Genomic DNA, 21987 nt, shown 5'->3' with positions numbered 1-21987 from the left:
AATGAATGGAGACATACAGCATGGAAAAGAGAGTCGGGACCATCGAGGTCCAAAGCTTCATCGACGGCGAGCGCTTCTCGCCGTATCAATGGGTCATCCTGATCCTGTGCTTTCTCGTCGTCGCGGCCGATGGCTTCGACACAGCCGCAGTCGGTTTCATTGCACCGTCGCTGATCGGCGACTGGGGCATCACGCGCGCCGCATTGGGCCCGGTGATGAGCGCGGCGCTCGTCGGACTCGGCATCGGCGCGCTCGCGGCGGGTCCGGTCGCCGATCGTATCGGGCGCAAGGCGGTGCTCACGCTGTCGGTATTCTTCTTCGGCGTGTGGAGTCTGGCATCGGCGCAGGCAAGTTCGGTCGAAACGTTGACCGCGTGGCGCTTTCTGACCGGCCTGGGTCTCGGCGCCGCGATGCCCAACGCGGTCACGCTGATGTCCGAGTACGCGCCCGCACGCAGTCGCGCGGTCGCCGTCAACACCATGTTCTGCGGCTTCTCCGTGGGTCTCTCGCTGGGCGGCCTGTGCGCGGCCTGGCTGATTCCGCATTTCGGCTGGCAGAGCGTGCTCGTCGCGGGCGGCATCGGCCCCATCGTGCTCACGGCGTTGCTGCTCCTGCTGCTTCCCGAATCGGCGCAATTCATGGTCTTGCGACAGCGCCCCGCGCAAAAGATCGCGCAGATTCTGCGACGCATCTCGGACGATCCGCGTCTTGCCGAAGGTTCGTCCGTCACGTTCACCGCTGCCGATACCCGCACGGGCGGCACCGACAAGTCATCGCTCGGGCTCATCGTTTCGCGGCCTTATCGCTATGGCACGTCGATGCTGTGGATCGCGTACTTCATGGGCCTGATGATCTTCTATCTGCTGACGAACTGGCTGCCCACGCTCTTCAAGGATGCGGGCTTTTCGGCCGAACGCGCCGCGCTCACCACGTCGCTCTTTCCGCTCGGCGGCATTCTCGGCAACCTGTGTCTCGGCTGGGTGATGGACCGTGCCAATCCGCGACGCGTGAACGCCTGCGCATACGTGCTGGCGGCTGCCCTCGTGCTGACCATCGGGCGCGGCGTGGCCGATCAGTTCTGGCTCGCGGTGCTGATCTTCCTGACGGGCACTGCCGTGACGAGCGCGGTCACGTCGATGTCGGCGCTCGCAGCGTCGTTCTATCCGACGCGCAGCCGCGCCACGGGGGTCGCATGGATGCTCGGCATCGGGCGCATGGGCGCGGTCGCCGGCGCGATGACGGGCGGCCTGCTCATGAGCATGGGCCTGCAGTTCGGCGCGGTCTTCACGCTGCTAGCGATTCCCGCCTTCATCGCCGCGTTCGCGCTCGGCGCGTTGAGCCGGCGCGATGCATCGCCCGAGCCGAATCATCTCGATCAGACTGCGCGCGTGCCGATCGAATGACACACGGTCGCGTCACGGCGCATCGGCGGCATCGTGGTCATTTGCAAGCGCGACTATATTGACGATGCCCTTGCGCGTCATCTTCGTGTAAGGGCAGAAACGTTCGGTGTTGCGCACGAGTTCTTCCGCCACCGTGCGCTCGACGCCAGGCATTTGAACGCGCGTGTGCGCGGTGAGCACGAAGAGGCCATCCATCGGATCGCGGCTGAATTCCACCGTGACGGCCACACTGGCGCCTTCCACCGCGATGCCCGCGCGCGCCGCCAGCAACGCGAGCGCGCCATGAAAGCACGCGGCATAACCTGCCGCGAACAACTGCTCCGGGTTGGTGCCGCCGCCTGGTCCGCCGAGCGCCTCCGGCATGCGCAGATTCAGCTCGAGATTGCCGTCGTCGGAGCGGGCCACGCCCGAGGCGCGGCCATGGTCCGCGTCGCCGCCCGTGACGGTGACGGTCGTCTTGTAGAGCGGTTGCACGTCCTGCCCTTGATACTTGTCGAGCAGACTGACGGGCGGCGGATCGATCGGCGCCATGAACGGTCTCTTATGCAAGCGATGACACCTTGCCGCCGACCACTACGATCTTCATGGTTTCCCTCTCTAAACTGCCCGAAACACGTGTCGTACGCGATGCATCGTAGACGTGCGCGCTTGCATCCGGTAGCGCCGCCACAGGAAGCGCCGTGTTGCCATCAGTGCATCAATCGGCGGGCACGAGCGGCAACGCACGCGCGTTCGTGATGGTCGTCGTCAGGCAATGCAGATCGAGTGCGCGCGTGTGCTCCGTCATGTAATCGACGAATACACGCACGCGCGCGGGCAGTTGCTTGCGGCTCAGATAGCAAAGATAGTGGCCGCCGTCGTCGGGCGCGTGCTGCGCGAGACACATGACGAGGCGCCCGGCCTTGAGCGGATCGCACACGAGATACGCGGGCAGTTGCGCGATGCCCTGCCCGTCGAGCACCGCTTGAAGCATCAGGTCGATGTCGTTGAAGGTCTGCCGCGCGGCGGGCGAGCGCTTGTGTGCGAGACCGTCGACCTTGAACTCCCAGTCGGCGATGCGTCCCGTCGAGGTGCGGAAGTTGATGCAGCGATGCTTCTCCAGATCATCGACATGGCGCGGCAATCCATACGCGCACACATACTGCGGCGACGCGCACACGACTCTCTGCATCGGAATCAACTGCTTCGCGACGACTTCGCTGTCTTCCATCTGGCCGTCGCGAAACGCGACATCGACGCGCTCGGCGGTGAAATCGCACGGACGATCGCTGAGCAGCAATTCCAGCGCGACGTCGGGATAACGCGCATTGAAGCCGGATAACAGCGGCGCCACGACCTTGCGGCCGAAGCCCGGCGCCGAGGCGATGCGCAAGTGCCCGCGCGGCGGCCCGTTGCGCAACTCTCGCATGTCTTCGAGCGCCTGCACGATGCGCTCCACGCCCGGCTGGCAATTCTTGTAGAAGAGTTCGCCCTCGCGCGTGAGTGACGTGCGGCGCGTGGTGCGAAGAAAGAGACGCGCGTCGAGCTGTGCTTCGAGCTTCTGCACGTTGCGGCTGACGGCGGAACGGCCGATTCCCAGGCGATCGCTCGCTTTCGCGAAACTGCCTTCGTTGGCGACGGCCAGAAATGAAACGACGCCCGCGTAGCTCGTCACGAAGCTGTACGCGAGCGAATCGTCGGAATGGAACGCAAGATCCAGTGGCATGGCGGTCAGAAACGTAGTGGCTCTGTCTCACTAGACGTTCGCGCGCCGCGCTTTGTGACACGCCATGCCGGATTTTTATTTCACCGGCGTCAGAACCGGGCTGCCCTTGTCCTTCAGAAGCAGCACGATGAACTTCGCGCGCTTCGTATTGCTGGCGTTGCGGCCCACCGTGTGGATATCGTCAGGGCCTTCATAAAACGTGTCGCCGGGCTTGAGCGTCACGGCCTTGCCGCCCTTGACCTGCATGATGATCGTGCCTTCGAGCACGTACAGGAACGCGTGTGCATCGTGACGATGCACCGGATCGACCGCGCCCGGCGGATATTCCACGCTGATCATCAGCTCTTCCTTGCCCGGATATTCGGGCAGCGGCCTGGTCATCAGTTCCTTGACGATCGCCTCGGGCGCTGCCTGCGCGGTGTTCGCGACGAACGCCGCGCATCCGACGACGAGCGCCAGCCCCACGCGTTTGATGCTATGCATGATCGGTTCTCCCATGATCGAATGACGGCGCGTACGCGTTACGACAGATTCGCCTTGTCGAGGCCGAAGGCCTTGTCGGACGAGCCCGGCACCGTCTGGAACGCGACATTCGCGCGGTTCCATCCGTTGATCGCCATGATGGCGTAGGTCAGGTCGGAGAGTTCCTTCTCCGAGAACTGCTCGCGCACCCGTCCATAGAGTTCGTCGGGCACGCCGTGCTCTGGCAAGCGGGTCAGCACTTCGGTCCAGGCCAGCGCGGCACGTTCGCGCGGCGAGAACAGCGTCGATTCACGCCAGATCGCGACATGGTGCGTGCGCAGCTCGCGCTCGCCGTGAATCTTCGCTTCCTTCACGTGCATGTCGACGCAGAAGCCGCAACCGTTCATCTGCGATGCGCGCAGCGTCACGAGATCGCGGGTCGTCTGCTCGATCGAGCACTCCTTCAACGCCTGGCTGAATTCATAGAACTTCTTGAACAGCTCGGGCGATTGTTGAACGTAGTTGATTCGCTGCGTCATGATGGGCTCCATGCCTGGTTGAAAATGCCTGCCGATGTTCGCGCTGGTTCGCGTTCGGCATGGATGTCATCGTAAATTCGCGCGGCTTCGCCCGGTAGACGCGCGAACGTACGCACGCTGTTGCCTCGCGTGCATCAATCGCAACTGCAGTGCATCACGCGCCGCCGCGAAGGGCCGCGATGCGTTCCAGCTTGTCGGGATTGCGTTGAACCTGTATGCGCACGATGCGTTCGTCTTCGATGTCGTACGTCTGCGCGGATTCGAGCTTGCCGTCGATGAAGCGCAGCAGCGCCCATTGCTCGTTGAGCATGACGAGTTCGAGCCGCACGCCTGTCCCATGGCGCAGGTGCGCCGCATAGAAAAGCTGCGCGATGCGCTTCCCGCCGACGAGCGGCTTCGGAAAGCTCTGCACGCGTCCGCCGCCATCGCCGACGAGCGTGGCGTCGTCCGCGAGCATCGCGTGGATCGCGGCGAAATCGCCGTGTTCGATCGCATGCGCGAAGGCGTGCAACACGCGCCGATGCAGCTCGCGCGGCACCGAACGGCGCGGACGTTCCTCGCGCAACTGCGCTTTCGCACGGCTCACGAGTTGACGGCACGCGGCCTCCGTCTTGCCGATGATCCCCGCGATCTCGGGATAATCCGCGTCGAAGACCTCGCGCAGCAGGAAGGCCGCGCGCGCCTCGGGCGTCAGGCGTTCGAGCAGCAGCAGAAACGCGACGGATACATCGTCCGCGCGCTCGGTGACTTCTTCCGGCGTCGCGGGCGGCTCGGTGATCTGCGGCTCGGGCAGCCAGATGCCCGCGTAGTGCTCGCGCTGCAGTTTCGCGGCGCGCAGACGGTCGATCGAATGACGGGTCGTGACGGCGACGAGCCACGCCTCCGCGTTCTCGATGGCTTCGCGCGCCGCAGCATGCCAGCGCAGCCACACGTCCTGCACGATGTCCTCGGCTTCCGCGACCGAGCCGAGCATGCGATACGCGATGCCCTGCAAGCGCGGACGCAGGCGGTCGAATTCGCGTGTGGCGTCATCCATGAAAGCGAATCCTCGTTCGTAGGCGGAAACCATCGATTTGAAAGCTACGTTGAAGGTGATCGTATATTACGCGCGCGCGCGTACGAGTGGATGATCCGGTGACGCAGTAAAGATCTGAGAATTACGCGGCCAATTTTGACCATCGTTTCGAAAAGTGCTATTACGACGGGGCTTCGCGTCCCGCACATGCGCGGGATGCGAAAGCTCATCGTAATTGCATCGGCATGTCGAACGATGCGCGTCAGCCCAAGGTCACTGTGAATCCAACAACAACGCTCGCCCCCTGGTCCGCCCACGACACTCAGCTTCTGATCGCCTGCGCGCTCGGCCTCGCGATCATCATCGTTTCCATCAGCGTGCTCAAGCTCGCGCCGTTTCTGTCCATTCTGGTGGGCACGTTCGCGGCGGGCTTCGCCGCGCATCAACCGCTCGAGGCGATCGCGCAGGCGTTCAGCAAGGGCGCGGGCGCGCTGCTCGGCGACGTCGGCATCATCATCGCGCTCGGCGCCATGCTCGGCGCGCTGATGGCCGAATCCGGCGCAGCCGATCGACTCGTCACCACGCTGCTCGATCATTCGACGCCACGCCGCCTGCCGTGGATGATGGCGTTCGTCGCGATCATCGTCGGCTTGCCGCTCTTCTTCGAAGTCGGCCTCGTGATGATGGTCCCGATCATCTTCGTGATGGCGCGCCGCGCGAAGCAGCCGATCCTGCGTATCGCGATTCCCGCGCTCGCCGGCATGACGACGCTGCACGCGCTCCTGCCGCCGCATCCGGGACCGCTGATCGCGGTGAGCGCGCTGCACGCCGATCTCGGCCTGACGCTCGGTCTCGGTCTGATCGTCGCGCTGCCCGCGGTGATTCTCGCGGGGCCGCTGTATGGCATCTGGCTGTCGAAGCGCCTGCATATCGACGAGCCAGAGGAAATGGGCCAGCTCTTCACCGCGCATGGCGACGGCGCAGCGACGCCGAGCTTCGCGATATCGCTTGTCACGATCCTGCTGCCCGTCGTGATGATGCTCGGCCGCACTGTCGCGAAGCTCGCGCTGGCGAAAGACACGCTGTTGTACGACACGCTCGATTTCGTCGGTGAGCCGCTCATCGCACTCGCCTTGACAGTGCTCTTCGCGATCGTGATGCTCGGCTGGTCGCGCGGCATGGCGCGCGAGCGCGTCGGCGGCATCCTGCGCAAGAGCCTGCCGCCGATCGCGGCGCTCCTGCTCACCATCGGCGCGGGCGGCGGCCTGAAGCAGATGCTCGTGAACGCGGGCATCAGCGTGACCATCGGGAAGATTGCGGTCGGCACGCATTTGCCGCTGATCCTGCTCGCGTGGCTGATCGCGGTCGCATTGCGGCAGGCGACAGGCTCCGCGACCGTCGCCACGACGACGACCGCGGGCATCGTCGCGCCGGTCGTGGGCGGACTCACGGCGACGCACAGTTCGCTGATCGCGCTGGCGATCGGCGCGGGCTCGGTGTTCTTCTGTCACGTCAACGACGCGGGCTTCTGGATGGTGCGCGAATATTTCGGTCTCAAGCTGAAGCACACGGTTGCCGTATGGTCCGTACTCCAGACGATCGTCTCCGTGGTTGGACTCGTGTTGACGCTCTTGCTCTGGAGCGTGCTGACCTGAACCGCGACCTCAACGCACCCCGAGCTTCCAGACCGTGACTTCGTGATACTCGTCGCCGGGCTTGAGCTCGGTCGACGGGAACGCCGGACGATTCGGCGAGTCCGGAAAGTGCTGGGTTTCCAGCGCGAAGCCATCCGTCTGGCGATACGCCGTGCCCGACGTGCCGATCGCGCTGCCGTCCAGACCGTTGCCCGTGTAGAACTGCAGGCCCGGTTGCGTCGTGTAGACATCGAGCACGCGGCCGCTCGACGGATCGTAGGCGCGCGCCGCGAAGATCGCTTCATCGATGCGCTGGCCGTTCTTGTTGAGCTTCCAGTTGTGATCGTAGCCGCGCGCAAAGCGCATCTGCTGATGCGAGGAACGCAGCCGCGCACCGATCGGCGTGAGCGCGCGCAGATCGAGCGGCGTGTTCTCGACGTTCGCGATTTCTCCCGTCGGAATCGAATCGGGCCGCGTCGGCGTATAGCTCGATCCCGCGATCATGATGAGCTGACTCTCGACGCCGCCGCTGTTCTCGCCCGCGAGGTTGAAGTAGCTGTGATTCGTGAGATTCACGACAGTCGGCTTGTCCGTCTTCGCGCGATAGTCGATGCGCAGTTCGTTCTCATCGGTGAGCGTGTAGGTGACATCGACCGTGAGCGTGCCGGGAAAGCCGTTCTCGCCATCGGGACTCACGTAGCGAAGCTGCACGCCCGCGCCCTGCGCGCCCTGGAACGTTCTCACCACGGTCCAGACCTTTTCGTCGAAGCCGTGCGGTCCGCCATGCAGCGTGTTCGGCGGCTCGTTGACGGGCAGCTTCCAGGTGCGTCCGTCGAGCTCGAACCGTCCATCCGCAATGCGATTCGCATAGCGCCCGATCAATCCGCCGAAATGAATCTTGCCGTTGTACTTTTCATAGTCGCCGAGCGAGCCGAAACCGAGCACGATATCCGCGCGACGTCCGCGCCGGTCGGGCACATCGAGCCGTGTGACGATGCCGCCATAGGTGATGCAGTTCATCGTCACGCCGCGCGCATTCGAAAGCGTGTATTGCACGACCGCCTGACCTTGCTGCGTCGCGCCATAAGGCGCGGAAGCGATCGACGCTGCCGCGACGCGCAGCGGTATGAACGCCGCGCACGCCAGCATGGATATGACCAGGAGGGCCTTTTTCGAGTCGCGCATAAGTGGTGTGAGAGGAAGATCGTCCGACATCGCAAAACGGGAAGTTCAGCATCGCCTATGCCTGACTCATGAGCGGGCACGTCGCGTGCGGCCGATTTCGCGTCCATCCATTGACGTTGACAAGGAGCCTCTCATGAACGAGCAAACAGATCGTCCCACCCCGCCGAAACAAACGACCGAAGACCCGAATGTGGCCGACCGCCGCCTGTCCGATGAACAAAAGCGCGCGATGAAGGACGAGCCCGCGCCGCCGCAGCGCGACAAGCAAGGCAAATTGCCCGATCCGAAGGAGGTCGGCGAAGCGGGCTGATTCATTAGATGAATCGTGATCGTCCGGTCACCGCGCGACCGGACCGGATCGCTTTTGTTGTATGGTATTCCTTAGCTATCGCTGCCTCGATGCCGCGCCCGGCGACGCGTCTCGCCGGAATAACGAAGCAAGACCGCTCATGCACGATCCCGCTCATTTTCTGCCATCGTTCGTGTGGCGCGCGGCGCGCGATGGGGTGATCCAGTATGCGAATCCATGGGCGTGCCGTTATCTCGGCATCGCCTTTCCCGAACTCGTCGGGCGTTCGTGGAAAGCTTTTGTCCACCCCGACGACATCCCGCCCGTTCTCGATGCACTGCGTCAAATGCGCGACGGCACGCTGCTGCGCAACGTCGACGTGCGCCTGCTGCGCGCGGACGGCGCGTTCCGCTGGCATACGCTGCATCTGCAGGCGCGCCGCGACGAGGAAGGCCTGATTTCCGATACGGTCGGCGTCGCGATCGACATTCACGAGTGCCGCCACGCATGGGCGATGTACGAGGCGAGCGAGCGGCGCCTGCAGGCCGCGTTCGCGGGCGCGCGTATGGGCGCGTGGGAATGGGACATGAAGACGCGCGTCGTGCGGATGACGGCGCAGCTCGCCGCGCTCTATTCCTTTCCCCCCGGCACCGAAGCGGTCTTGCTTTCGGAAGTGTGGGACCGTGTCGCGCCGGAGCATCGCGAGCCGTTTCAGCGCAAGCTCACCGAAGCATTGCGCGACGGCGGCCCGTTCGAATTCGACTTCGTGCTCGAAGGCGAACAGGGAAACCGACGCTGGCTGCGCATGCGCGGACATCCCGAGTTCGATCGTCAGGGCGTGCTCACGCGCGTCTATGGCGTGAGCTTCGACATCAGCACGCAGCGCGCCGATGAAGAGCGCCTGAGCCTGTCGGAACGACGCTATCGCGCACTCGTCGAGACGACCGGCGCGCTCGTCTGGTCCGCCGACGCGAACGGCGAGATTCGTCCTTCGGGCGGCGAATGGGAGCAGTTCACGGGCACGTCGCCCGAGATACTGTCCGGCTGGGGGTGGCTCGACTATATCCATCCCGATGACCGCGAGCGCACCCATCAGGCATGGCTCGAAGCGCTGCGCGAAGGCACGGCGCGCACGCTCACCTTTCGCATGTACCGGCGCGACGGCGTATATCGCATGGTGCAGGCGCATGCCGCGCCGCTCTACGACGACAAGGGCAATCTGCAGGAATGGTTCGGCACGACGACCGACGTCACGCCGCGCTACGAGGCGCAGGCCGCGATCGAAGCACGCAGCCTGCGCCTGACCGTGGCGATGCAGGCCGCGAACATCCGCATCGCATCGCTGGAACTGGCAACCTGGACGCTGGTGCTCGAAACCGGCGGAGAACGTCAGGTTACCGAAACACTCGGTTATGAAGCGGCGCTCGCACGCGTGCATCCCGATGACAGCGCGACGCTCGACCGTTACATACGCAGCCTCGCGCAGGGCGATAACCCCGAAGGGCACTTCGAATTCCGCGTGCGCAATCCGCACGGCGAGCAATGGATGCAGGGCAGCGCCCTGCTCCAGCGCAGCAAGGACGGCGAGCCGCTGCGCATCATCGGCAGTGTGATCGACATCACCGAGCGCAAGCACATGGAACTCATGCTGCGTGAAGCGGGACGCCGCAAGGATGAATTCCTCGCGATGCTCGCGCATGAGTTGCGCAATCCGCTCGCGCCCTTGCGCACGGCCATCGCGCTATTGCAAAAGGACCGCGATGGCGACGCGCGGCTCAATGAACTCATCGATCTGATGCGCAGGCAGGTGGAGCACATGACGCGCATCGTCGACGACCTGCTCGAAGTGTCGCGCATCACGCAGGGACGCATCGCGTTGCAGCTCGAACCGATTCTCGTCGGCACCGCGGTGTATCACGCGGTGGAAGCGATCGCGGGCATGGTCGAGTCGCGCGCGCAGAATATTCAGGTCGATGTCTCCGACGCGACCACCTGGGTCTGCGGCGACCCGACGCGGCTCTCGCAGATTCTAGTGAACGTGCTGAACAATGCGAGCAAGTACACGCCCGAGCAAGGCCGCATCACCGTGAGCGTGCAGGCGGATGACGAATGGGTATCGATCGTCATCGCCGATACGGGCACGGGCATCTCGCCGGACCTGCTGCCGAAGGTGTTCGAACTCTTCGCGCAAGGCGAGCGCACGCTCGACCGTTCCAACGGCGGGCTGGGCATCGGTCTGTCGCTCGTGAAGAAGCTCGTCGAGATGCATAAAGGCACGATCACCGTGCAAAGTCCCGGGCCGGGTCTCGGCACGACCGTCACCATACGGCTGCCGCGCCTGCATCATCACGAGCGGCATTCGGCGCTCGCGCTCTCGGAGACGAGTCTGCGCGAAGCGCGCGCGGCGTTGCGCATTCTCGTCGTCGACGATAACCGCGACGCCGCCGATTCACTCGCGATGCTGTGCGAGTCGGAGGGACATGCCGCGCGCGTCGCGTATTCGTCGGCGGAAGCGCTGGAGGCCGCGCCGCTCTTGCAACCCGATGTGGCGCTGCTCGATATCGGCCTGCCCGATATCGACGGCTACGAACTCGCGCGCCGCCTGCGCCGCAAGGGCGACACGACCCCGTTGCTGATTGCGATCACGGGTTACGGTCAGGCCGAAGACCGGCTGCGCGCGCAGTCGGCGGGCTTCGATTATCACTTCGTCAAGCCGGTCAACGTGGACAGTCTGCTGAAGCTTTTGTCATCCTTGACGATCACGCGCTGAAGCGGCTCGCTCTACAATGGCCGTTCGATCAACGCCTTCGAGGACGTCATGACGCAACAGCCGATCAGCCGCTATCCCGTTCCCGACCCGCAAGACTGGCCCGACGATATCCGCGCGCGCATTCTCGAAGTGCAGGAGAAGGCCGGCTTCTTGCCGAACGTGTTTCTCACGCTTGCGCATCGGCCCGATGAGTTCCGAGCGTTCTTCGCCTATCACGATGCGCTGATGCTCAAGGACGGCGGCCTCAGCAAGGGCGAACGCGAGATGATCGTCGTCGCGACGAGCGCGGTGAACGATTGCCTCTATTGCGTCGTCGCGCATGGCGCGATCCTGCGGATCTACGAGAAGAACCCGCTGGTTGCGGATCAGGTGGCGGTCAACCATCGCAAGGCGGATATCACGCCGCGTCAGAAGGCCATGCTGGATTTCGCGCTGAAGGTGTGCCGCGCGTCGGGCACGGTGGACGAGACGGACTTCGCCACGCTCCACGCGCACGGTTTCAGCGATGAAGACGCGTGGGATATCGCGGCGATCACGGCGTTCTTTGGCTTGTCGAACCGCATGGCGAACGTGATCTCGATGCGGCCCAACGATGAGTTCTTTTTTATGGGGCGTGTGCCGAAAGAGCGGAAGTAATAACCCATGCGCCTTCCTCCGCTGAAATCCATCATCGCGTTCGAAAGCGTCGCGCGGACCAAGAGCGTGAACCGCGCCGCCGACGAACTCGGCCTCACGCCCTCGGCGGTCAGTCATCAACTGGCGAATCTGGAGAGCATCGTCGGGCGTCCGTTATTCACGCGGCTCGGCCGCGGCCTCGTGCTCACGCCAACCGGCACGCAATATCTCTCCGACGTCACCGGCGCGCTCGCCGAACTGAATCGCGCGACCGAGCGCGCATCGAGCGAGACATCCGTCGAGATTTTGCGGATTCATTCGAGCCCGAGCTTCGGGCTCATGTGGCTCTTGCCGCGCCTCGCCGCATTTCAGGAAGCGAACGGCGACATCCAAATGAATCTCGCCTGCTCGTATGAAGACGTGTCCTTCACCTCGGGCTATTACGATATCGACGTGCGGCACGGCTACGCGCACTGGACCGATGTCGAAATCAAAACCTTGCGCCACGAAACCATCGCGCCGCTCGCATCACGCGCTTATCTGGAGCGCTTTCCCGTTTCCTCGCCCGACGATCTGCTGGAACGCCGGCTGATATTTTCCGAATCGCCGCTCGTGCAATGGCGGCAATGGTTCGGCAAGTTCGGCGTCGCGGCGAAACGCAAGGCATTCGATTTCTCGTTCGATCGCTCTTATATGTCGCTCGAAGCGGCTGCGCTCGGTCACGGCATCGCGCTCGAAAGCACGATGCTCGCATCGGTGCATCTGGAGCGCGGCTCGCTCGTGCCCGTCTTCGGCAAGGAATACGCAGTCGAAGTCGGCGCACATCATCTGGTTTACCCGAGCCAGAATGCCGGATTGCCGCGCGTCGCCAAGTTTCTCGCGTGGATGGATCAGCAAATCGAGCCGCGCTCCCATACCTGAAAATTTCTCAGCAATAGTTGAGCTGAACTGCGTTGATCGTCAGGTGAAGAACGAAGACACTGCGTCTACACCAGACAACCAACGGAGACAACGATGTTGCTCGAGAATCAGGTAGTGATCGTCACGGGCGCGGCGTCGGCGCGCGGTATCGGCAAGGCGACGGCCAGGGCGCTCGCGGCGCAGGGCGCGCACATCGTCGTGCTGGACCTGAAGGAAGCGGACGCACAAGCCGCCGCGAACGATCTCGGTGAAGGCCATCTCGGCCTCGCCTGCGACGTCACCGACAAGGCCGCGTGCGTCGCCGCCGCCAGCGCGGCCATCGAAAAGTACGGGCGCATCGACGTGCTCATCAACAACGCGGGCATCACGCAGCCCATCAAGACGCTGGAAATCGGCGCGGCCAATTTCGATGCCGTCATCGATGTGAATCTGCGCGGCACGTTGTACATGTCGCAAGCCGTCATCCCGCAGATGAAAAAACAAAAGAGCGGGAGCATCGTCTGCATGTCGTCGGTGTCGGCGCAACGTGGCGGCGGCATCTTCGGCGGGCCGCATTACAGCGCGGCGAAGGCCGGCGTGCTCGGACTCGGCAAGGCGATGGCGCGCGAGTTCGGCGGCGACGGCATCCGCGTCAATTCGATCACGCCGGGCCTGATCCAGACCGATATCACCGGCGACAAGCTCACGCCGGAGATGCGCGCGGACGTCATCAAGGGCATTCCGCTGGGACGTCTCGGCGATGCCGCGGATATCGCCAACGCTTGCCTGTTTCTTGCGAGCGGTCTCTCTTCGTATCTCACCGGCGTAACGCTCGATGTAAATGGCGGCATGTTGATTCATTGATCACACGCAACAGCGCACCTGGAAAACCGGGGCGCCAAACATGGCTGGAGACACCTATGAAATCCAAACTGGCCGCATCGACGGCAACGGCTGAGTTCGCGTCGTCCCATGACGCAACCAGCTTCGAAGCAAAGACCTACGCCAAGGTCGGACGCCGCCTCATCCCCTTTCTGATGCTGTGCTATCTCGGCGCGTATCTCGACCGTGTCAACGTCGGCTTCGCCAAGCTGCAGATGCTCAACGATCTGCGTTTCAGCGAAACCATCTACGGCATCGGCGCGGGCATCTTCTTTCTCGGCTACTTCCTGTTCGAAGTGCCCAGTAACGTGATCCTGCATAAAGTGGGCGCGCGCAACTGGCTCGCGCGCATCATGCTGACGTGGGCGGTGATCTCCGCGTGTTTCGTGTTCGTGAAGTCGCCGACGATGTTCTATGTGCTGCGCTTTCTGCTCGGCGTCGCGGAAGCGGGCTTCGCGCCCGGCGTGATTCTCTATCTCACGTACTGGTTCCCCGCCGCGCGCCGCGCGAAAGCGCTCTCGCTCTTCTTCATGGCGATTCCGCTCGCGGGCATCGTCGGCGGGCCGCTGTCCGGTTACATCCTGCATGCGTTCCAGGGCGTGCAAGGGCTCGCCGGATGGAAGTGGCTGTTCATGCTCGAAGCCTTGCCGTCGCTGTTCCTCGGCGTCGCGATCCTGTTCTATCTCGACAACGGCATCGCCGGCGCGAAGTGGCTCACGGATGAAGAGAAGGCCTTGCTCAAGCGCAATGTCGAGAAGGACAACGCGAACACCGTGAAGCATGTGTCGATCCGCGCGTTCATCGGCGATCGTCGTCTGTGGCTCATGGCTGCGATCTACTTCTGCGTCGTGCTCGGTCAGTATGGCCTGACGTTCTGGCTGCCCACCATCATCCGCAGGACTGGTGTCGCGGACCCGCTGTGGGTCGGCATTCTCACCGCGATTCCGTATCTCTGCGCCATCGTCGCACTGCCGCTGATCGGCGCGAGCGCCGACAAGCGCCGCGAACGCCGCCTGCATCTCGCCATTCCGATGCTCGTGTCCGCCGCCGGTTTCGCCACCTTGCCGATGCTCGGCAGCGTGGGCGCGTCGATCGTCTGCGTGAGCATCGCGGCGGCAGGGATTCTCGCGTCGTCGTCGCAATTCTGGTCGCTGCCCACGGCGGTGCTCGGCGGCATGTCGGCGGCGGCGGGCATCGCGGCGGTGAACTGCTTCGCCAATCTCGCGGGCTTCTTCTCGCCGGCGATCGTCGGCTGGCTCAATGACTTCACGGGCAAATCGACCGCGGGCCTGATCTTCATCTCGGTGGCGGTCGTCATCGGCGCGGTGCTCGTGTTCTTCGTGCCCGCCAAGACCGTCAATCGCTGATTTCACATTCAATCAAGGAGACAACACATGAGCACTCCCGTCCTCGAAGAGGTAACGCTCGCCGAGCGTGCCTATCGTATCCGCCGCAATGCCCTGCTGATGGGCGAAGTGCAAGGCCAGGGTTATATCGGTCAGGCGCTCGATATCGCCGATGTACTGGCCGTCGCGTACTTCGGCGCAATGAACTATCGCCCCGAAGACCCCGAATGGGAAGACCGCGACCGCTTCCTGCTGTCCAACGGTCACTATGCGATCGCGCTCTACGCCGCGCTGTTCGAAGCGGGCATCCTGCCGCAAGAGGAGCTCGAAACCTACGGCAGCGACGACAGCCGCCTGCCGATGTCCGGCATGGCCAGCTACACGCCCGGCATGGAGATGTCCGGCGGCTCGCTCGGGCAAGGCCTGACGATCGCGGTGGGCCGTGGTCTCGGTCTGAAGCGCAAGGGTTCGAAGTCGTTCGTCTACACGCTCTTTTCCGATGGCGAACTCGACGAAGGCTCGGTCTGGGAAGGCTTGATGTCGGCGGCGCACTGGAAGCTCGACAACCTCATCGCGATGGTCGATGTGAACAACCAGCAAGCCGATGGCCCGTCGACGCAGATCATGGCGTTCGAGCCGCTCGTCGACAAGCTCGAAGCCTTCGGCTGGTATGTGCAGCGCGTGGACGGCAATGATATCGACGCCGTGAAGGCGGCCTTCGACAACGCGCGCACGCTGAAGGAGGCGAAGCCGCGCATCATCGTGTGCGATACGAAGATGGGCTGTGGCGTGCCCTTCCTCGAACAGCGCGAGAAAAACCATTTCATCCGCGTCGATGCCCATGAATGGCAACTGGCGCTCCAAGCACTCGAAGCAGGGAGACAAGCATGAGCACCCGTCTGAAAACGTCCGCGATGATCGCGTCGATTGCAAGCGAAGGACAGATCACGCGCTCCGCGCCCTTCGGTCATGCGCTCGTGGAACTGGCGCGCACGAAGACAAACGTCATCGGCATGACGGCCGATCTCGGCAAATACACCGATCTGCATATCCTCGCGAAGGAATTTCCCGAGCGTTATTACCAGATGGGCATGGCCGAGCAATTGCTGATGGGCGCGGCCTCGGGTTTCGCGCATGAAGGTGCGCAGCCGTTCGTCACCACTTACGCGGTGTTCGCAACGCGCCGTGCATATGACTTCATCCATCAGACCATCGCGGAAGACAATCTCGATGTGAAGATCGTCGCTGCGCTGCCGGGTTTGACGACTGGATATGGCCCGAGCCATCAGGCAGCGGAAGATCTCGCGCTGATGCGTGCAATGCCGAACATGACCGTGATCGATCCGTGCGATGCGCTCGATATCGAGCAGATGGTGCCCGCGATCGCCGCGCACAAGGGTCCGGTCTATGCGCGACTGTTACGCGGCAATGTGCCCGCCGTCCTCGACGAATACGACTATTCGTTCGAACTCGGCCGTGCAAAGCTCGTGCGCGATGGCCGCGACGTGCTCATCATCTCGTCGGGCATCATGACCATGCGCGCGCTCGAAACGGCCAAGGCGCTGCAGTCCGATAGCGTGGATGTAGCGGTGCTGCATGTGCCGACCATCAAGCCGCTCGATACCGAGACGATCATCCGCGAGGCGAAGCGTTCGGGGCGGCTCGTGGTGGTGGCTGAAAACCATACGGTGATCGGCGGACTGGGCGAGGCGGTGGCGACCGCGCTGCTGACTGCGGGCGTGACGCCTACGTATCGTCAGATCGCGCTGCCTGATGCGTTCCTCGATGCTGGCGCGTTGCCTACGTTGCATGATCGTTACGGCATATCCACGAATGTGATGGCGGATACGATCAAGGGCTGGATTGCGTAATGCCAGCGCGCCGCGCGATTCGATCAATCGCGCGGCGCCTCATCCCTTCTTCCTGCGCCCGCCCTTCTTCAGACCCGCCGCTTCCTTCGCAACGCTCGCGACCGGACCGCTCATCGCTTCCATCCACGAAAGCGCATCGATATACGCGAGAAAATGCTGGAGATACTCGGGCGATGTCTCGCGCATGAACGACAGTGACCGATGCACGAGACTGCTCGAATTGAGCGGTCCCGCATTCTTCGGCACTTGCGCGAACGAATCGCGCAATTGCTTCTCCGCGCTGACCTTCGACCACACCGCGCGAAAGTAATCGAGCAATTCCGCGTGCGATATCGACGATGCATTCGCGAAGTCATCGACGAGCATCGCAAGCGGTCCGGGCTTTTCCGCATCCTTGTCTTCCGCACGCGTCGCTGCGAAACCCTCGACATCGCGCCGATACGCATCCAGCAACTGCGTGAGCCGCTCATCGAGCATGCGGCGCGCCTCGCCGTCATAGTCACACGCACGCCGCTCCAGCGCATCGATGAGATGAAAGCGCACGGGATTCGCGCGATCGTCGCCGCGCGCGCGCCAGGCGTCGATCATCGCGCGCGCCGAAGCCACGTTATTCACGCGTCTTCACCACGCCATTCGATGGCCGCGGCACAGCGGAAATTTCCACGCGCCGGTTCTTCGCGCGCCCTTCTTCATCGGCGTTGGAACCGACAGGCTGCTGCGAACCGAACGCCGCCGCGAACACCGACTCCGATGGCACGCCCGCATCGATCAGCGCGCGCATCACCGTCAACGCACGCTTGGCCGAAAGCTCCCAGTTATCCGCGAAACGACGGTTGCCTTCGTGCACCTGCTGATCGTCGGCGAACCCGCTCACCATGAGGATTTCCTCATGCGCGCGCAGATACGTGGAAAGCGGCCCGGCCAGGCTCTTGAGCACGTCGCGGCCCTGCGGCTGCAACTGATCGGAGTTGAGCGCGAACAGCACATTGCCGCTGATGCCGATGCGTCCGTTCACGAGCGTCACGCGTCCCGACGCGAGCGGCCCCGCAAGCGCCTGCTCCAACGTCTTGCGCCGCTGCGTTTCTTCCTGCCGATGCCTCACTTCTTCATCGAGCTTGTTCTCGAGCTGCAACTGCACGCCGATCACGCCGACGAGTATCAGCACGAACGCACCGAGCAGCACCGACATGAGATCGGCGAACGCGGCCCAGATCGGCGCGGCGTTTTCCGCGCCGCCGTCGATTTCCTCGTTCATGCCGCGCGCGCTCCGGCCACGCGTTGCCCCGCGATATGCTGCAAGTCCTCGACGATCTGCTTCTGCGACAACATGCTCAGGTCGATCACTTCCTTCGCCTGCGCGACGTAATACGCGAGCTGTTCGTCACTGCGCGCGAGCGACTTGCCGAGCGCGCCTTCGATGCGTTCGAGATGCGTTACGAGCGTGCTGTTCGATTCACCGAACGATTGAACCGCCGCGCCGAACGCATCGGCGAGACTCGCCATTTCGACGGCGCTCGTCGTCACCTGCGCGGCCATCGCGCCGAGCTTGCCGGCTTCGGTTTCGACCGTGCCGGTGAACTGCGTGCCGACGCGTTCGAGCAGGCTTGCGGATGTCTCGACCAATGCATCGATCGCGGCGCGTTGCTCGTTCGACGCGTGATTCACGGCATCGAGCAGCGTTTCGACGGTGGCGAGCAGACGGCTGCGCTCGTCGAGCATCGCGGTATCGCGGACCATCGAATCGGAGAGCTTCTGACGCATCTCCGCGACGACCTCGGCGGCGGCCTTCGGCGCTTCCGACGCAGCCTGCACGAGACGCTCGATTTCCGCGATGGTCGCGCCCGCATGCGCCTGCGATTGCGCGGACATGTCGCGCGCGGTGAGCGCGAGCGCGTCGCAGATTTCCTTCTGCCGGTTCGCGGCGACTGCGCTCGTGTCCTGCCATTGCTCGCGCAACGCAGCGGCCATCGTATCGAGCGTGCCGCTCCATGCGGCGAGCCGCGCTTCGCCGCTTTCGGCGAGTTCGGCGCGCAAGTCCGCGTGCGATCGACCGACCGATTGCACAAGCAACGCCGCGTGCTGTTCGAAGCTCGCCGTCGCGTTCGTCAACGCGCTCTGATTCTGCGCGGCGGTCTGCTCGCTGGCGCGCGTGTGCTGCGCGAGCGCATCGTTCCATGTCTGCGACAGATTGCTCGTCACCGTCTCCAGCCGCGTGGATACATCGTCGATCAGACCGGATGAACGTGCATCGAAGGTCTGCGCGAAGCGCTCCATCGACGCATCCATGCGCGCGACGAGTGCATCGCTCGATTGCGCGTGCTTGGCCGCCGACGATTCCAGTCCGCCCGACACACGATCCATTTGCGCGGACACGCAATCGACAAGCGTGGTCGCGCGCTGATCGAAGGCGAGCGCGAGGCGATCCAGCGAAACGCCCATTTCACCGACGAACGCCGCATTCGATTGCGCGTGCTGCGAAAGCGACTGATGCCAGATCTCCGCGACCTTCGCCGACGATGCCTCGAAACCGCTCGACAAGCCTTCCAGTTGACGCGCGACGGCCTGTTCGACGTTGCCGTGCAAGGCGGTGACTTCGCGCGCGATGCCGTCCATGGTCGCCTGCATGACGGGCTGCAGCGCGGCGGTCGCGGCGCGCGCGCTATCGGCGACGCTCTGCTTCAATGAAAGCTCGACCGACGTCGCCAGCCGCCGATACGACGTCTCCGCCTTCGCATGAAACGCATCCTGACTCGCGATCTGACGCTCGCTCGCGGCTGCGCTCTGCTGCTCGATCGCGAGCGTCATCGACTGCAGTCGATCGACGAGCTTCGGCATCATCTCGGTCTGAAGCTGCATCAGCCTGAACGTCTCGTCGCGTTGATGCGCTTGCGTGAACACGCGCAGGGTCGTCGCGATCTTCGTGTCGAGCGTCTGCGTGACGTGCAGCCGCTCGCGGCGGCACAGCGCCGAGAGCAGGCCGAGCATCGCGGAGGTCGCGACACCCGCGATCGACGTGCCGAACGCGAAGCCGAGGCCCGTCACCGGCGCGGCGAGCGACGCGCGAATCGCCGTGAGATCGGAGGCGCTTTGCAAGGCCGTACCGGTGCCGCGCAAGGTCGCGACCATGCCGAGCAGCGTGCCGAGCATGCCGAGCAACACCAGCAAACCGACGAGATACGGCGCGAGCACGGGACCGGGCAATGCCGCGCGCTCGCCTTCCACGCGCAGTCGCACGGCGTTGCGCAGGCTCGGATGCAGCGTGTCGAGCCACACCGCGAAGCTGCGCGGCGCGCTCACGAGTTGCGCGACGGCCTGTTCGAGCGACGCGGTGATCTGCTGATAGCGCCGCAACTCGGCCGCGCCCGCGAGATAGCAACCGGCGATCACGACCGTCACGGCGAACGCGAGCGGATTCGAGACGATATACGCGATGCCGATTCCGCACACCGCGGCGAGGCCGATCGAAAAGACAGCAATGTTCAAGAGATTTCGGGGCATAGCGAGCCAGTTAGCGGATGCGAAGAGCCGCGAGCAAGCCTTCGATCGGTTGAAAACGAACATCCAGTTCGGCGAGCAATACGCTTTGCAGATCCTTGCGAAACAGCTCGAGCCATGCGCCCGGCGCGGACGTTTCATCCGCGGCATGGGCGCGCTTCAGGCGCTCGAAATGCTTGCCGAGCAATGCGGGCACGTTGGCGAGCAGGCTGCGCTCGCGCGCGCTCAATGCCTGTTCCATGACGGCATCGACGACGGCGAGGCGCGCCATCTCCGGCGATCTGGCCGCGAGCATCGACCTCAGGCGCGTGCGCAGCGCGGCAATGTCGGTGTCCATCGCCTGCTGTAGCGACAGATAGCGCTGACGAACGTTCGCATAGTCGACCGGCAAGTCTTCCTGCGACGCCTGAACCGGGGTCCGATGCCTGCGGCGCGCGGCCGCTTCCTCGCGCGCGAGCGCGCCGGCGAGCGACGTCCGCACGCGCGCGCAGTCCTCGTCGATGTCGCGCGGAACGGATCGCGAGCCATGCGTGGTGAACGCGGCGGGCGGATCGGTCGCGAGCGCGGTCGACAGCGCGATCGCATCGGTCCAGCCGAGCCATTGGCTCAGACGGTCCGAGAGCGATTCCGCGGGTTCGTGAACATCGAGATCGGCAAAATGTGCCAGCAGCCGAACGAGCGCCGGGCCGCTGAATGCCGTGCGCTTCATGCCTTGCACAGGATCACCGGGGGCAAAAGGACGCTATTTTACCTGCGCGGGCGAAATCGATGCCCCGTTTCGCGTTCAGGGCGCCTTCGCCGGCATGAACGCGAACGGCTGGGTCGCGACGAAGCTGCCCGCGGTCTCCCCCGAAAAGACCTGTCCCGCATCGATCGTGAGCTTCATGACCGGCGCGCCGGGATTGAGGTTGAGCTTCTTCAGCGACACCCAGAACGTATCGGGCCGCGTTGCCGAATCGAAGTAGTAGATCAGGTTCTGCTGATCCGACACGGACCGCCATATCGTCGATGACAGATTCGGCTGCTCCGGCGTGCTGATGCCGAGCGGCACGCTCACCGAACGCATCACGCTCATCACGCTCGCCACCGCCTGAAACGCATACGAGTTCTGCGGCACGCCGGCCATGTAGTTCGGATCGGCCTGCTTCGGAATCGCATCGAGCAGAAAGGACGCGCGCACGAAACGGTCCGCCGCGCGATTCGTGCCCGGCAGGAAGCCCATGCCGCCGACGCTCTTCCAGTAAGTATCAATGGCAAGCTGCTCTTCGTAGATCGGCGAGTTCGTCATCACCTTGTACTTCTTGCCCTGATGGATGATGAGCTTGCCGTTGATGTATTCGAAGATGGCCGAATCGCCGCGCGCGTCGGAAAGCGAAAGATGGATCGTGAGCGGCTTGCCGTTGGGCAGCGGCGGCGCGATGATCTGGAACGGCTCGCGTGACATGACATAGACGGCCTGCCCGACCGTCGCGAAGTTATCGAGCGCGTATTGCGCCCACAGGCTGATCGACATCGGATCGCGCTTCGGGTCGGGCTTGCCGTAGTCGGTCTCGGCGAGATACAGCGCGTTGGCCACCAGTCCGCGCTCGTTCATGCCGTCGACGGTGCCGATCTCATAGCCCGACACCACCACGCTGCCATATTTCGATTTCCATTTGATCGAACGCGGCCCTGCGTTGCCATCGCGTTCGATACCCGCCGGCATCACCCAGAGATTCGAGCGCATGTCCTCGGACCAGTCCATCGAGCGGCCCGTTATCACGAGGCCTTTATCGCCGACGTACAGCGCGCGCGTGCAGGCGAGCGCAAGCGACGTGGAGAGCAACGCGAGCGCAACGAGGCACGCGATCTTTTGAGTCAGACGGGTCATGGCCTT

At 63.8% G+C, this 21987-nt stretch carries 21 protein-coding genes; 10 read left to right on the top strand and 11 right to left on the bottom strand.

Features of this window, described 5'->3' with window-relative positions:
* The first annotated feature begins 20 nt into the window (after positions 1-20).
* Entirely contained in the window at positions 21-1403 is a 1383-nt protein-coding gene (locus tag BTHE68_RS34720; protein ID WP_162070770.1) for an MFS transporter, read from the top strand.
* Positions 1404-1415: 12 nt separating this feature from the next.
* Here BTHE68_RS34720 and BTHE68_RS34715 read toward each other — a convergent pair whose 3' ends face one another.
* The 5 genes from BTHE68_RS34715 to BTHE68_RS34695 form a co-directional block, all read right to left on the bottom strand.
* Complete coding sequence (locus tag BTHE68_RS34715) at positions 1416-1934, bottom strand: Ohr family peroxiredoxin (protein WP_162070769.1); 519 nt, start codon at positions 1932-1934, stop codon at positions 1416-1418.
* A 166-nt stretch (positions 1935-2100) separates the two neighbouring features.
* On the bottom strand, positions 2101-3108 hold the full coding sequence (locus BTHE68_RS34710) for a LysR family transcriptional regulator (RefSeq protein WP_162070768.1): 1008 nt from the start codon (positions 3106-3108) through the stop codon (positions 2101-2103).
* 75 nt (positions 3109-3183) lie between these two features.
* On the bottom strand, positions 3184-3591 hold the full coding sequence (locus BTHE68_RS34705; RefSeq protein WP_162070767.1) for a cupin domain-containing protein: 408 nt from the start codon (positions 3589-3591) through the stop codon (positions 3184-3186).
* A gap of 38 nt (positions 3592-3629) precedes the next feature.
* Positions 3630-4109, bottom strand: coding sequence for a carboxymuconolactone decarboxylase family protein (locus BTHE68_RS34700; RefSeq protein ID WP_162070766.1), 480 nt, complete (start codon positions 4107-4109; stop codon positions 3630-3632).
* Between the two features lie 154 nt (positions 4110-4263).
* Positions 4264-5145 carry an RNA polymerase sigma-70 factor gene (locus BTHE68_RS34695; protein WP_162070765.1) on the bottom strand — a complete coding sequence of 294 codons (882 nt, stop codon included), beginning with the start codon at positions 5143-5145 and terminating at the stop codon, positions 4264-4266.
* 257 nt (positions 5146-5402) lie between these two features.
* On the opposite strand from BTHE68_RS34695, the gene BTHE68_RS34690 reads away from it, so the two are divergent.
* Entirely contained in the window at positions 5403-6779 is a 1377-nt protein-coding gene (locus tag BTHE68_RS34690; RefSeq protein WP_162070764.1) for a GntT/GntP/DsdX family permease, read from the top strand.
* Positions 6780-6788: 9 nt separating this feature from the next.
* Here BTHE68_RS34690 and BTHE68_RS34685 read toward each other — a convergent pair whose 3' ends face one another.
* Entirely contained in the window at positions 6789-7907 is a 1119-nt protein-coding gene (locus tag BTHE68_RS34685; protein WP_232078228.1) for an aldose epimerase family protein, read from the bottom strand.
* A 169-nt stretch (positions 7908-8076) separates the two neighbouring features.
* Here BTHE68_RS34685 and BTHE68_RS36690 point away from each other — a divergent pair, with 169 nt between their 5' ends.
* The 8 genes from BTHE68_RS36690 to BTHE68_RS34650 all read left to right on the top strand — a co-directional run bounded on the left by BTHE68_RS36690 (position 8077) and on the right by BTHE68_RS34650 (position 16616).
* Complete coding sequence (locus tag BTHE68_RS36690) at positions 8077-8253, top strand: hypothetical protein (protein ID WP_174258144.1); 177 nt, start codon at positions 8077-8079, stop codon at positions 8251-8253.
* Positions 8254-8392: 139 nt separating this feature from the next.
* On the top strand, positions 8393-11002 hold the full coding sequence (locus tag BTHE68_RS34680) for a PAS domain-containing hybrid sensor histidine kinase/response regulator (RefSeq protein ID WP_162070762.1): 2610 nt from the start codon (positions 8393-8395) through the stop codon (positions 11000-11002).
* Between the two features lie 48 nt (positions 11003-11050).
* Complete coding sequence (locus BTHE68_RS34675; RefSeq protein WP_162070761.1) at positions 11051-11638, top strand: peroxidase-related enzyme; 588 nt, start codon at positions 11051-11053, stop codon at positions 11636-11638.
* A 6-nt stretch (positions 11639-11644) separates the two neighbouring features.
* Complete coding sequence (locus BTHE68_RS34670; RefSeq protein WP_162070760.1) at positions 11645-12538, top strand: LysR substrate-binding domain-containing protein; 894 nt, start codon at positions 11645-11647, stop codon at positions 12536-12538.
* A gap of 93 nt (positions 12539-12631) precedes the next feature.
* The gene (locus tag BTHE68_RS34665) at positions 12632-13381 is read left to right on the top strand and encodes an SDR family NAD(P)-dependent oxidoreductase (RefSeq protein ID WP_162070759.1); all 750 of its coding nucleotides are present in this window, start codon (positions 12632-12634) and stop codon (positions 13379-13381) included.
* A 56-nt stretch (positions 13382-13437) separates the two neighbouring features.
* On the top strand, positions 13438-14766 hold the full coding sequence (locus tag BTHE68_RS34660) for an MFS transporter (protein ID WP_162070758.1): 1329 nt from the start codon (positions 13438-13440) through the stop codon (positions 14764-14766).
* A gap of 27 nt (positions 14767-14793) precedes the next feature.
* Complete coding sequence (locus BTHE68_RS34655; protein ID WP_162070757.1) at positions 14794-15636, top strand: transketolase; 843 nt, start codon at positions 14794-14796, stop codon at positions 15634-15636.
* Complete coding sequence (locus BTHE68_RS34650) at positions 15633-16616, top strand: transketolase family protein (protein ID WP_162070756.1); 984 nt, start codon at positions 15633-15635, stop codon at positions 16614-16616. The genes BTHE68_RS34655 and BTHE68_RS34650 overlap by 4 nt, the downstream gene beginning before the upstream one ends.
* A 39-nt stretch (positions 16617-16655) precedes the next feature.
* On the opposite strand, the gene BTHE68_RS34645 is transcribed toward BTHE68_RS34650, so the two are convergent.
* From BTHE68_RS34645 to BTHE68_RS34625, 5 genes are all read right to left on the bottom strand, one after another.
* Entirely contained in the window at positions 16656-17231 is a 576-nt protein-coding gene (locus BTHE68_RS34645) for a DUF2894 domain-containing protein (RefSeq protein ID WP_232078226.1), read from the bottom strand.
* Entirely contained in the window at positions 17224-17871 is a 648-nt protein-coding gene (locus tag BTHE68_RS34640; protein WP_162070755.1) for an OmpA family protein, read from the bottom strand. Before BTHE68_RS34640 ends, BTHE68_RS34645 begins: the two co-directional genes overlap by 8 nt.
* Positions 17868-20114 (bottom strand): DUF802 domain-containing protein, encoded by a 2247-nt coding sequence (locus BTHE68_RS34635; protein ID WP_162070754.1) that lies wholly within the window; start codon positions 20112-20114, stop codon positions 17868-17870. The genes BTHE68_RS34640 and BTHE68_RS34635 overlap by 4 nt, the downstream gene beginning before the upstream one ends.
* A gap of 10 nt (positions 20115-20124) precedes the next feature.
* Positions 20125-20820, bottom strand: a complete 696-nt coding sequence (locus tag BTHE68_RS34630; RefSeq protein WP_162070753.1) for a DUF3348 domain-containing protein — start codon at positions 20818-20820, stop codon at positions 20125-20127.
* Between the two features lie 75 nt (positions 20821-20895).
* The gene (locus BTHE68_RS34625; protein ID WP_162070752.1) at positions 20896-21981 is read right to left on the bottom strand and encodes a linear amide C-N hydrolase; all 1086 of its coding nucleotides are present in this window, start codon (positions 21979-21981) and stop codon (positions 20896-20898) included.
* Positions 21982-21987 lie beyond the last annotated feature (6 nt).

The sequence above is a fragment of the Burkholderia sp. THE68 genome (genome assembly GCF_009938265.1).
GTDB lineage: Bacteria > Pseudomonadota > Gammaproteobacteria > Burkholderiales > Burkholderiaceae > Caballeronia.
Note: the sequence above shows the minus strand (reverse complement) of the source record. Positions and strands in the feature narration are given on the sequence as shown.